A 12,173-nucleotide genomic window follows, 5' to 3' on the forward strand; every position below is an offset into this window, starting at 1 on the left:
ATCCTGGGGGTTTGGGGGCAACGCCCCCATACAAACTCGAAAAAGAAAAGGGCGCCCAAAGGCGCCCTTTGCAATCGGATCAAACGCGACGATCAATCGATCATCGGCAGCAACTTGTCCAGCGACTCCTTGGCGTCGCCGTAGAACATGCGGGTGTTCTCTTTGAAGAACAGCGGGTTTTCGATGCCAGAATACCCGGTGCCCTGACCACGTTTCGACACAAAGACCTGCTTGGCTTTCCAGCATTCCAGAACCGGCATGCCGGCGATGGGACTGTTGGGATCTTCCTGTGCCGCAGGGTTCACGATGTCGTTCGAGCCGATGACGATTGCCACATCCGTGTCCGGAAAGTCGTCGTTGATCTCGTCCATTTCCAGAACGATATCATACGGCACCTTCGCTTCGGCCAGCAGAACATTCATGTGGCCCGGCAAGCGACCCGCCACAGGGTGGATTGCGAAACGAACGTTCTTGCCCTTGGCCCGCAGCTTGCGCACCAGTTCGGAAACCGATTGCTGCGCCTGTGCCACAGCCATGCCATAGCCCGGAATGATGATCACGCTGTCCGCGTCGTTCAAGGCTGCAGCAACGCCATCGGCCTCGATTGCGATCTGTTCGCCTTCAACGGCCATCTGTTCGCCCTGCGGGCCGCCAAAACCGCCAAGTATCACGCTGACAAAGTGGCGGTTCATCGCCTTGCACATGATGTAGGACAGGATCGCACCAGACGAGCCCACCAGCGCACCCACCACGATCAGTAGGTCGTTGCCCAGCGAGAAACCGATCGCCGCAGCCGCCCAACCCGAATAGCTGTTCAGCATGGACACAACCACCGGCATGTCGGCGCCGCCAATACCCATGATCAGGTGATAGCCGATGAACAACGCTGCCAGCGTCATCAGGATCAGCGGGAACAGACCCCCTGTCGATGTGTACCAGATCAGGCAGATCAGCGAGAGACCCGCCGCCGCCGCGTTCAGCGCATGGCCACCGGGCAGCTTTGTCGCTGCCGAGGTCACCTTGCCCGCCAGCTTGCCATAGGCGACGACCGACCCGGTAAAGGTGATCGCACCAATGAAGATGCCCAGGAACAGTTCCACGTGCAGGATTGCCAGCTCGGCCGGGGTTTTCTTGGCAATCAACTTGGCAAAAGACCCCAGATCGGACAGATCCGCCTGGCTGGCACTGTCCACAATGGCCATGACCTGCGCCACGTTGCCGATCTCGAAATGCGCGTTGAAGCCGACGAACACGGCCGCAAGACCGACCAGCGAGTGCATCGCCGCAACAAGCTGCGGCATCTCGGTCATCTGCACGCGCTGCGCAACATACTGGCCGATGAAACCACCGCCCGCGATCAGCAGCAGCGACAGAAGCCACAGACCCGAGCCCGGGCCAACCAGCGTGGCGAAAACCGCCAGCGCCATACCGACGATGCCATACCAGACCGCGCGCTTGGCGCTTTCCTGGTTCGACAAACCGCCGAGCGAAAGGATGAAAAGGACAGCCGCAACAACATAGGCGGCAGTGGTGAAGCCATAATCCATGTGCCCGGCCTCCTTAAGATTTCTGGAACATGGCGAGCATGCGCCGGGTTACGAGGAAACCGCCGAAGATGTTGATCCCGGCCATGAAGACGGACAGTGCCGCCAACAGAATGACCAGGAACGACCCCGATCCGATCTGCATCAGGGCCCCGACGATGATGATCGACGAGATCGCGTTGGTGATCGCCATCAGCGGAGTGTGCAGGCTGTGTGCGACGTTCCAGATCACCTGGAAGCCCACAAAGATGGCCAGCACGAAGACGATGAAGTGCTGCATGAAACTGGCCGGAGCGATCAGCCCCACCAGCAGCATCAGCACGCCACCAACACCCAGCAGGGTGAACTGCTGCTTGGTCTGCGCCTTGAAGGCCGCAATTTCCTGCGCCTTCTTTTCTTCCGGGGTCAGTTCCTTGACCTCGGGCTTTTTCTGCGCCGCGATTGCCTGCACCTTGGGTGGTGGCGGCGGGAAGGTGATCTCACCCTCATAGGTCACGGTCGCGCCGCGGATCACGTCATCTTCCATGTCGTGATTGATCTGGCCGTCCTTTTCAGGCGTCAGATCGGTCATCATGTGACGGATATTGGTCGCGTACAAAGACGAAGACTGCGCCGCCATCCGGCTGGGGAAGTCGGTATAGCCGATGATGGTCACGCCATTGTCGGTCACCACCTTTTCGTCCGGCACGGTACCTTCGACGTTCCCGCCGCGTTCGGCCGCAAGGTCAACGATGACCGAGCCCGGCTTCATGGCCTTGACCATGTCTTCCAGCCACAGCTTTGGCGCCGGACGGTTGGGGATCAGTGCCGTGGTGATGACGATATCTATTTCCGGGGCCAGCTCTCGAAACTTGGCCAGCTGCGCATTGCGGAACTCTTCTGACTGGACGGAAGCATACCCGCCGGTGGCCGCACCATCCTGCTGTTCTTCTTCGAAGTCCAGATAGACGAACTCTGCCCCCATCGATTCGACCTGCTCGGCCACCTCGGGGCGCACGTCGAACGCGTAGGTGATTGCACCCAGCGAGGTCGATGTACCGATCGCGGCAAGCCCGGCAACACCGGCCCCGACGATCAGAACCTTTGCAGGCGGCACCTTGCCAGCCGCAGTCACCTGACCGGTGAAGAAACGACCAAAGTTGTTGCCCGCCTCGATAACGGCGCGGTAGCCGGCAATGTTGGCCATCGACGACAATGCGTCCATCTTCTGCGCGCGAGAAATACGCGGCACCATTTCCATGGCGATCACGTTTGCGCCCTTGGACTTGGCAAGGTCCATTCCTTCTTCGTTTCCGGCAGGGTTGAAGAAGGAAATCAGCGTCTTGCCCTTGGTCAGACGCTTCAGTTCCGTCTCGGTCGGGATTCGAACCTTGGCGATGATATCTGCGGCCTTCCACAGCGATGCTGCGGTCTTGACAACTTCAACGCCCACGGCCTCATACGCCGCGTCCGAAAAACCGGCGGCAGCACCTGCGCCTTTTTCGATCAGGCACTCATAGCCCAGTTTTTGCAGTTGCACGGCCGAGTCCGGTGTCATCGCGACCCGGTTCTCGCCGTCCAGTATTTCCTTTGGCGTGCCTATCTTCACTGGCAGTCCCCCTAATTCTTACTCGTTCTGAGCGGGTGATCGGTATTCTTTGTTAAGCAAAGATGTATCCTGCGCAACATTATTTCGCAAGCGCAGCATTTTTGACGTGATGTCATTGCAGCATCCACACTAGATCCAGCGCCGTGTCTTGCGTTCGTAGCGAGCGTAATCAGCGCGAAAGGTACGACGCAGGCGGTCTTCTTCCGGCAGGATGAACCGACGCTCCAACACCCAGACAAAGACTGGCAAAAGAACCAGGGACAGCACGGCATCAAACCGAAGGATAAGACCCGCAAGAATCAGAACGTCGCCCACATAGATCGGATTGCGACTGCGCTTGTAAATGCCGGACTGCACCATCGACGACGGGGTTTCATGTGGGATGACGGTTGTCTTGTGACGGCGGAATTCGACCACTGCCAGAACAGCCATCAGGATTCCACCTCCGATCAACACCCCGCTCAGAAGATCCGTCAAACCGCCCTCAAGCGACAGGCCCAGCTTCAGATACCTGGCCTGCAACCAGGCAAGAGCCGCAAAAGCAACCAACCAAACCGGCGGAACGTCCATCCAGCGCATGCAAAGCCCTCATTGAATGACGACAAGATCAAGCACATGTCGCTTCTGCGCGATGTCCTACCGCTTTTGAGCCAAGATGGCAAAAGACCAGTATGTCGCATCGCATGGACTCATTATCGCGGATCGACTACCTCAATAGCAATCACCGACGTTCACACGAGTTAGCGAGCCTTCATGACTGATTTTGCGGCAACCAAAGCCATGTTCGACCTGCCAGAGGGCGTCATCTATCTGGATGGCAATTCTCTGGGCCCCCTGCCGAAATCGGCCGGTGCCCGAGTGCAACGAATGCTGACGGATGAATGGGGCCAGATGCTGATCACCGGATGGAACAGGGCTGGTTGGATGGCCCTGCCCACCGCGCTTGGTGACCGGATTGGCCGCCTGATCGGAGCTGAGCCCGGCAGTGTGGTGACCGGAGACACCTTGTCGATCAAGGTCTATCAGGCGGTGGCCTCGGCCCTTGAACTGAATCCGGGTCGCAAAGTGGTTCTGTCCGACAACGGCAACTTTCCTTCGGACCTGTATATGGCGGATGGCTTGCTGCGCTCGCTTGGGGACGCGTATGAGTTGCGCGTCGTTGATCCCGAAGCCGTGGCCGGTGCAATCACCGAAGAGGTCGCTGTTCTTATGTTGACCGAGGTGGATTATCGCTCGGGTCGGATGCACGACATGAAGGCACTGACCGAACTGGCGCATGCCAACGGCGTGATAACAGTCTGGGATCTGGCCCATTCCGCGGGGGCCATCCCGGTGGACCTTTCAGGGTGCAACGCCGATTTCGCAGTCGGGTGCACGTACAAATACCTCAACGGCGGCCCCGGCGCGCCGGCCTTCATCTATGTCGCGCCGAGGTTGGCGGAACACGCACGCCCCGCCCTGTCCGGATGGCTGGGGCACGAAGCGCCGTTTGCCTTCGATCTCGACTACCGCCCCGGCAGCGGCATTGAACGGATGCGGGTGGGAACGCCCCCCATCATCCAGATGACGGCCTTGTCGGCTGCGATGGATATCTGGGATCTGGCGGACATGACCGACGTCCGGGCCAAATCGATTGAACTGACCGAGCTTTTCATAGAACGCGTCGAGGCAACCTGCCCGGATCTGCAACTGGCCAGCCCCCGTGATCCGCAGCAGCGTGGCAGCCAGATCTCGTTCCGTTTCAAGGAAGGGTATGCCGCCATGCAGGCCCTGATCGCCCGAGGCGTGATCGGAGATTTTCGAGCACCCGACATAATGCGGTTCGGCTTTACACCTTTGTATATCGACGAAGGCGATGTCGAACGCGCCGTCGGGATTATGGCCGATATCATGCAGAATCGCCTGTGGGACACGCCCGAATACAGGATCCGTCAGCGCGTTACCTGACTTCGAGTCCGGCGCCGAAAAGGGCCGCGACCTGTGCGACCTGCTGTTCATAGACCTCGGCGCCGGCGCCAATCAGCTTCAGCCCTTTGAGCGTGGCCGTGATCGTCCGACCGGTCTCTGCCGCGTCAGCCAGCAGGCGAACCCGGCCCGCCTTTTCCTGTTGCGTCAGCCAGTCCGCATAGAGCGCGGCCAGCCTGGCCTCACCCGCCGCGATGATTTCCCCAGACAGCGATTTTGTGTTGTCGAGGATTTCAAGCCCGTGGGGCGAGGCCAGAATTTTTGTCATCCCCTCGGTCTGCGCCTGAATTGCGCGGGTCAGAACCTCGGGCACCGACCCCTGCGTCGCCAGCGCTTCGGCCACCGCAACGCTCTTTTCGGCATAGTACAGCTCGGTCAGCTTGCTGACGATCGCCTCTTTGTTCTTGTAATGCAGATACACCGCCGGCCGGGACATCCCCGCACCGCGCGCGATATCGTCCATCGAGGTCTTTCTATATCCATAAGTGGAAAACGCCTGAAACGCCGAGTTCAGGATCGCCTGTTGCCGTGAGCCGTCACCATTGTCTTTCATATACGAAGCCCTGACATTTTTTGTTCAATTTGTCAATTGACATCCTGACACTTTCGTCCAATTATGTCAGAAACCAGCCACAGCAACACGAGGTGCGCCATGGCGACGACCCTGAAGATCAACGGCAAGCAACATCAGGTGGATCTGCCTGATGACGTCCCCCTGCTTTGGGTTCTGCGGGATGAGGTCGGGCTGACCGGCACCAAGTTCGGCTGCGGCGTGGCCGCATGCGGGGCCTGCACCGTGCATATCGATGGCGAGGCCGTGCGCTCGTGTCAGGTGGCGCTGTCGGATGTCTGGGGTGACGTGACCACGATCGAAGGGCTCGGCTCGCCGGACGCGCTGGCCACGATCCAACAGGCCTGGATTGATCATCAGGTCGCGCAGTGCGGATACTGCCAGTCCGGCCAGATCATGCAGGCCGCGGCATTGCTGGCGGAAAACCCGGACCCCACTGACGCAGACATCGACGAGGCGATGCAGGGCAACCTGTGCCGCTGCGGCACCTATCCCCTTATCCGCGCAGCAATCCATGACGCGGCATCCAAGCTGAAGGAGGCGTAAGCAATGGCTTCCGTTGGAAAAATCCTCCGCCGTACGTTCCTGATCGGCTCTGCCGCGATCGTTGGCGGCGTGGCCTTCGGGGCCTATTACGTTACCCGCCCCGCGGCCAACCCCTTGAAACCCCGGGAAGGAGAGGCAGCACTGAACCCGTTTGTGCTGATTGACCAGAACGGCGTCACATTGTTCGCGCCCCGCGCGGAAATGGGTCAGGGCGTCCGAACCACATGGGCCGCGCTGATCGCCGAGGAACTGGATGTCGATCTGGATCAGATCACCGTTCTGCACGGCCCCGCTGCGGCGGCCTATTACAACTCGGCCCTTGTAGGCGAAGGATTGCCGAACAAGGGGTACGATATCTCGAATTTCCAGCACAATCTGGGCGAGGCACTGGGTGTTCTGGGCAAGACGCTCAGCCTGCAAGTCACGGGTGGCTCGACCTCGATGAAAGATGGGTTCGACCGGATGCGGCAAGCCGGTGCTTCGGCCCGTGAAACACTCAAACGCGCTGCCGCAGACCGGTTGGGCGTCGACCCCTCGGATCTGAAAACGGCGTCAGGCCATGTCATTGCCCCCAACGGCGACAAGATCGCCTATTCAATGCTTGCCGAGGATGCCGCCGGGCTGGAACCCGTTGAGGTGCCGTTGCGCGACCCGTCCGAATGGCGCTATCTGGGCCGAAGCCAACCGCGTCTCGACATGGTGGGCAAGGCGACAGGCACCGCTGAATTCGGCGTCGATGTCCGCCTGCCGGGCATGAAATTCGCCAGCGTGCGAATGAACCCCAAACTGGGCGGCGCGATGAACGGCTTTGACGACAGCGACGCAAGATCCATGCCCGGGGTTGAGAAGGTCGTCGATCTGGGCACAGGCGTGGCCGTGATCGCAAGCAACACATGGTTGGCCAATCAGGCAGTCGAGGCCATTGATGTCGATTGGGGCGACGCGCCCTATCCGCCGGAAACCGAAGACATCTTTGCCAGGATCGCCGAGGCGTTTGACGACGCACCGAACTCGACCATGCGCGACGACGGCGATGTCAGCGCGAGCCCGGAAAACGCCATTGAAATCACCGCCGAGTATCGCGTGCCCTATCTGGCCCATGCAACGATGGAGCCAATGAATGCCACCGCGCTCTACACGGGAAATGCGTTGGAACTCTGGTGCGGCAACCAGGCCCCCACACTTATTCAGTTCCGCGTTGCCAACACTGCCGGACTGGATACCGAAGCCGTCCAAATCCACACCACCTATCTGGGTGGCGGGTTTGGTCGCAGGGGCGAACTGGATTTCGGCGAAATCGCAACCAAGGTTGCCATGGCCATGCCCGGCACACCGGTTCAGACGACCTGGAGCCGCGAAGAGGACATGCGTCACGACTATTTCCGCCCCGGCGCCATCGCCCGGATGCGCGGCGCGGTTCAGGACGGCAAGGCCGTGCTCATTGACGGGAAGGTCGCGGCCCAATCTCCGACCCAACAGGCGGTCGAGCGCTACACCGGGTTCCCCGGCGGAGGGCCCGACAAAGTGCTGGTCGAGGGCTTCTTCAACCAGCCCTACGCGGTACCGAATTACCGCATGAACGGCCACATTGCTGATTTGGCTGTTCCCGTGGGGTTCTGGCGCTCGGTCGGCAACAGCCATAACGGCTTTTTTCATGAAACATTCATGGATGAGATGGCTCATGCCGCAGGCCGTGATCCGCTGGAGTTCCGGCTGGAGCTGATGAGGAACGAACACGCGCCGTCGGCGGGATGTTTGGAAGCGGTGAAGGAAATGTCAGGCTGGACGGGTCAGACGACCGAAGGCGTCGGTCGGGGCGTGGCTTTCACATACAGCTTCGGCACTCCGGTGGCCCAGGTCATCGAAGTGGTCGACGAAGACGGCACCATCCGCATCAGCAAGGCCTGGATTGCCTGCGACATGGGGCTGGCGCTGGACCCGGAAAACGTCAAGGCGCAGATGTTCGGCGGCATGATGTACGGCCTGTCTGCCGCGTATTTCGGTGAGATCACCTTTGCGGAAGGCGAAGTCGAGCAGTTCAACTTCCCCGACTATGACGCGATGCGGATGCACACAGCCCCGCAGGTCGAGGTGCGCGTGCTGGAAACCAATCAGCATATGGGTGGTGCGGGCGAGCCCGGAACACCGCCTTCGATGCCGGCACTTGGCAATGCGCTTTTCGACCTGACGGGCAAGCGCGCCCGCTCGCTTCCGCTGATCAATCAGTTCAACCTGCTGGTCTGATCGCACGGCACCGGCCCGATTTCCCCCTCGTCGGGGCCGGTGTCATTCAGGCAGATTTTTGAACTGCCTGATGAACCGTTCCGGCGGCCCATCCACGCACCGCATCACCGAAGGCTTCGAACAGGGGGCGCGAGACCGGGTCATTGATCGCGTCCCATTCCGGATGCCATTGAACCGACAGGGTAAAGCCGGGCGCATCCTTTATGTAGATCGCTTCGGGCGTCCCGTCCGGTGCATGGCCATCAATGACCACGCGCTGCCCAATCGTTTTGATGCCCTGACCGTGCAAGGTGTTGGTCATGACCTCGGTTGCGCCGAACAGTTTGTGGAAAACGCCGCCGTTTTCCAGTGTCACCACATGACGCAGGGCAAACTTTTCCTCCAGGGTTCCATCGGGCGGCATCCGGTGGTTCATCCGCCCCGGCAGATCGCGTATCTCGGGATAAAGCGTTCCGCCCATGGCAACGTTGACTTCCTGAAACCCCCGGCAGATGCCCAAAAACGGCTGTCCCCTTTCAACGCAGGCGCGAACCAACGGCAGAGTTATGGCGTCACGTGCCCGGTCGAATTCGCCATGTGCATCGGTTGCAGGTTCCCCGTATTCTTCCGGGTGCACGTTCGGGCGACCGCCCGTCAGCAAAAAGCCGTCACAGACCTCCAGCAACTCATCGACTGACACGTAACGCGGATCTGCGGGTATCAACAACGGAAGACATCCTGACACGTTGGCCACGGCATCCGAATTCATCGTTCCCCCAGCATGTGTGGGGTATTGATCGTTCATGAGGTACGAGTTGCCGATGATACCGACGACAGGCCGAGACATTCCACTTTCCCTGCTGTTGTTGTGCCTGTCAAGGAAGCTAGCGGCAGCGGTTTTAACGTGCAAGAATACACGCCCTGCATGAAAGCGCAGGGACGTGTTCGAAGACGCACTGTACGTTCTGGCCCGCCCCGCTTAATTGGAAAAATTTTCCAACGAACATCTGCGCGATGGAAAAAATTTCCCCACTCAGCGGGAAAGACGTATAAATACAACGCTCTTGTTAAATCTCGCCGATCAGGCCGGCTGCCTCGATCCCCGCCATTGCGGCCAGCGCATCATTGTCTGATGTGTCTCCGGTAACCCCAACGGCGCCGATCACGGCCCCCTTGCGATCACGCAACAGCACGCCACCCGGAACAGGCACGACCTGACCACCATAGACGCCATTTACAGAGGCCATGAAATAGGCCTGTGTTTCAGCGCGCTGCATCTGCGCGGTGCCCGCCATTCCCAGCATGACCGACCCATAGGCCTTGCCCTGTGCAATCCCGAACCGGCCCGGTGCTGCACCATCCTCGCGCTCGAACGCAATGACATGCCCACCGGCGTCCAGAACCACGACTGAGAGCGGCTTCAACTCCATCTCTCGGCCCTTTTCCAGGGTTTTGCGGATGATGGTGCGGGCCTTGCGTAGGGAAACTGACATCTGAAGGTCCTCTCGTCAGATTGAAGTTCGACGAAGCCCGCAAACGATTGGTCTGTGGGCTTTTGTCGGTGTTATCTTTGGCTGGCTTTCAATTCCAGACGGCGCGCATGCAGGACCGGCTCGGTATAGCCCGAGGGCTGAACCCGGCCCTTGAACACCAGATCGCATGCGGCCTGAAAGGCGATACCGTCAAATCCCGGCGCCATCGGTGTGTAATTCGGATCGTCTTCATTCTGGCGATCCACGACGGCGGCCATCTTTTGCAGTGCGGCCATGACCTGAGCTTCATCCACGATGCTGTGATGCAGCCAGTTGGCCAGTGCCTGCGACGAAATCCGACACGTCGCGCGGTCTTCCATCAGGCCGACATCGTTGATGTCGGGCACCTTAGAACAGCCCACGCCCTGATCGACCCAACGCACGACATAGCCGAGGATACCCTGCGCATTGTTTTCAAGTTCACGCGTGATTTCCTCGTCACTCAGATTGCGTCCAGCCAGCAAGGGGATGGTCAACAGATCCTTCAACGTACCACGTGCGCCGCCTGCGGCCAGCTCGTCCTGACGGGCCAGCACATCGACCTTGTGGTAATGCGTTGCGTGCAGGGTCGCGGCCGTGGGCGACGGCACCCAGGCACATGTCGCTCCGGCCATGGGGTGGCCGATCTTGGCCTCAAGCATATCGCCCATGCGATCCGGCATGGCCCACATGCCCTTGCCGATCTGCGCCTTGCCCTTCAGGCCACAGGCCAGACCAATATCGACATTGCGATCTTCATAGGCCGCAATCCATGGCGTATTCTTGATGTCGCCCTTGGGCAGCATCGGACCGGCCTCCATCGAGGTATGAATTTCGTCGCCGGTCCGGTCCAGGAAACCCGTATTGATAAAGGCGACGCGTGATTTTGCGGCGCGAATGCACTCTTTGAGGTTGACCGAGGTGCGGCGTTCCTCATCCATGATGCCCAGCTTCACCGTGTTGCGCGGCAGGCCCAGAATGTCTTCGACCATGTCGAATATCTCGACCGAGAACGCAACTTCCTCGGGCCCGTGCATCTTGGGCTTCACCACATAGACAGAGCCCTCGACAGAATTGCCCCCGTCCTGCTTCAGGTCGTGCATGGCGATCAGGGTGGTGCACAGAGCATCCATCAAGCCTTCGCCGATCTCGCGCCCTTCTGCGTCAAGCACGGCCGGGTTGGTCATCAGGTGACCCACGTTGCGCACCAGCATCAGGGACCGGCCTTTCAGCCTGGCCTGATCACCCGACGGAGTGGTAAAGCTCAGGTCCTCGGCCAGTTTCCGAGTGAACGTTGTGCCGCCCTTGGTGACCTCTTCGGTCAGGTCGCCTTTCATGAGGCCCAACCAGTTGCCATAGGCCACAACCTTGTCGGCGGCATCGACACAGGCAACCGAGTCTTCGCAATCCATGATGGTGGACAGTGCGGATTCCAACTGGACATCTGCAATGCCTGCGGGATCGGTCGCGCCTATGTTGCTTGTGGAGTCGATCATGATCTGGATGTGCAGGCCGTTGTTTTTCAACAGCACAAAGTCGGGCGTGTCCGCCGAACCGCCAAACCCGGCAAATTGAGCGGGATCGCCCAGCGCAGGGGTCAACGCACCGTCGGTGATGCCCAGTTCGGTGACATCCGCCCATGATCCCGACGCCAGAGGCACGGCATCATCCAGAAACGCCTTGGCCCATGCGATCACCCGTGCGCCGCGCGCCGCATCATAGCCACCGCTTGCCGGCAGATCCCCCATTGCATCGGTTCCGTACAGCGCATCATACAGGCTGCCCCAGCGCGCGTTGGCCGCGTTCAGGGCAAAGCGTGCATTGGTAATCGGAACAACCAGTTGCGGGCCCGGGGTCTGGGCGATCTCGGGGTCGACATTGGCCGTTTCAATCTGGAACGCGTCGCCTTCTTCGACCAGATACCCGATCTCTTTCAGGAAAGCCTCATATTCAGCGGCATCGGTGTTCTGCTCCTTTCGGGACATGTGCCACCCATCGATGCGGCTTTGGATCTCGACCCGTTTGGCCAGCAGCTCACGGTTTTTCGGCCCCAGTTCGTCCACCATCCGCGCCATGCCGTCCCAGAACTTCTGCGAAGAGACGCCCGTGCCCGGCAGCGCCTGCGTCTCGATGAACTCAGCCAATACCGGATCGATCTGCAGTCCGCTCAGGGTTTGTCTGTCCGTCATATTCCTGCTCTCCTGCGATTGTGCGCCATTGTATGC

The 12,173-nt window shown here is 59.9% G+C and carries 10 protein-coding genes; 3 read left to right on the forward strand and 7 right to left on the reverse strand.

Features of this window, described 5'->3' with window-relative positions:
- Positions 1 to 92 precede the first annotated feature (92 nt).
- The 3 genes from ACR3E6_RS00195 to ACR3E6_RS00205 all read right to left on the reverse strand — a co-directional run bounded on the left by ACR3E6_RS00195 (position 93) and on the right by ACR3E6_RS00205 (position 3,711).
- Entirely contained in the window at positions 93 to 1,547 is a 1,455-nt protein-coding gene (locus tag ACR3E6_RS00195) for an NAD(P)(+) transhydrogenase (Re/Si-specific) subunit beta (RefSeq protein ID WP_171631073.1), read from the reverse strand.
- A gap of 13 nt (positions 1,548 to 1,560) precedes the next feature.
- A complete protein-coding gene (locus tag ACR3E6_RS00200; RefSeq protein ID WP_171631071.1) occupies positions 1,561 to 3,132 on the reverse strand; it encodes a Re/Si-specific NAD(P)(+) transhydrogenase subunit alpha in 1,572 nt (523 codons plus the stop codon).
- A 129-nt stretch (positions 3,133 to 3,261) separates the two neighbouring features.
- Positions 3,262 to 3,711 (reverse strand): methyltransferase family protein, encoded by a 450-nt coding sequence (locus ACR3E6_RS00205; RefSeq protein WP_171722937.1) that lies wholly within the window; start codon positions 3,709 to 3,711, stop codon positions 3,262 to 3,264.
- A 174-nt stretch (positions 3,712 to 3,885) separates the two neighbouring features.
- Here ACR3E6_RS00205 and kynU point away from each other — a divergent pair, with 174 nt between their 5' ends.
- The gene (kynU, locus tag ACR3E6_RS00210) at positions 3,886 to 5,079 is read left to right on the forward strand and encodes a kynureninase (RefSeq protein WP_480485226.1); all 1,194 of its coding nucleotides are present in this window, start codon (positions 3,886 to 3,888) and stop codon (positions 5,077 to 5,079) included.
- On the opposite strand, the gene ACR3E6_RS00215 is transcribed toward kynU, so the two are convergent.
- Positions 5,072 to 5,650 (reverse strand): TetR/AcrR family transcriptional regulator, encoded by a 579-nt coding sequence (locus ACR3E6_RS00215; protein WP_171631064.1) that lies wholly within the window; start codon positions 5,648 to 5,650, stop codon positions 5,072 to 5,074. The two genes, kynU and ACR3E6_RS00215, sit on opposite strands and share 8 nt — an antisense overlap.
- A 99-nt stretch (positions 5,651 to 5,749) precedes the next feature.
- Here ACR3E6_RS00215 and ACR3E6_RS00220 point away from each other — a divergent pair, with 99 nt between their 5' ends.
- Both ACR3E6_RS00220 and ACR3E6_RS00225 read left to right on the forward strand, forming a co-directional pair.
- Positions 5,750 to 6,214 carry a (2Fe-2S)-binding protein gene (locus ACR3E6_RS00220; protein WP_152458626.1) on the forward strand — a complete coding sequence of 155 codons (465 nt, stop codon included), beginning with the start codon at positions 5,750 to 5,752 and terminating at the stop codon, positions 6,212 to 6,214.
- Between the two features lie 3 nt (positions 6,215 to 6,217).
- Positions 6,218 to 8,458 carry a xanthine dehydrogenase family protein molybdopterin-binding subunit gene (locus ACR3E6_RS00225; RefSeq protein ID WP_480485228.1) on the forward strand — a complete coding sequence of 747 codons (2,241 nt, stop codon included), beginning with the start codon at positions 6,218 to 6,220 and terminating at the stop codon, positions 8,456 to 8,458.
- A gap of 46 nt (positions 8,459 to 8,504) precedes the next feature.
- On the opposite strand, the gene ACR3E6_RS00230 is transcribed toward ACR3E6_RS00225, so the two are convergent.
- From ACR3E6_RS00230 to ACR3E6_RS00240, 3 genes are all read right to left on the reverse strand, one after another.
- The gene (locus ACR3E6_RS00230; protein ID WP_171631058.1) at positions 8,505 to 9,284 is read right to left on the reverse strand and encodes a gamma-glutamyl-gamma-aminobutyrate hydrolase family protein; all 780 of its coding nucleotides are present in this window, start codon (positions 9,282 to 9,284) and stop codon (positions 8,505 to 8,507) included.
- 220 nt (positions 9,285 to 9,504) lie between these two features.
- Positions 9,505 to 9,930 carry a GlcG/HbpS family heme-binding protein gene (locus ACR3E6_RS00235; protein ID WP_152458631.1) on the reverse strand — a complete coding sequence of 142 codons (426 nt, stop codon included), beginning with the start codon at positions 9,928 to 9,930 and terminating at the stop codon, positions 9,505 to 9,507.
- 71 nt (positions 9,931 to 10,001) lie between these two features.
- Positions 10,002 to 12,137: a malate synthase G gene (locus ACR3E6_RS00240; RefSeq protein WP_480485230.1), complete on the reverse strand. Its 2,136-nt coding sequence runs from the start codon at positions 12,135 to 12,137 to the stop codon at positions 10,002 to 10,004.
- Positions 12,138 to 12,173 lie beyond the last annotated feature (36 nt).

It is taken from the genome of Ruegeria sp. AL3 (genome assembly GCF_056536065.1).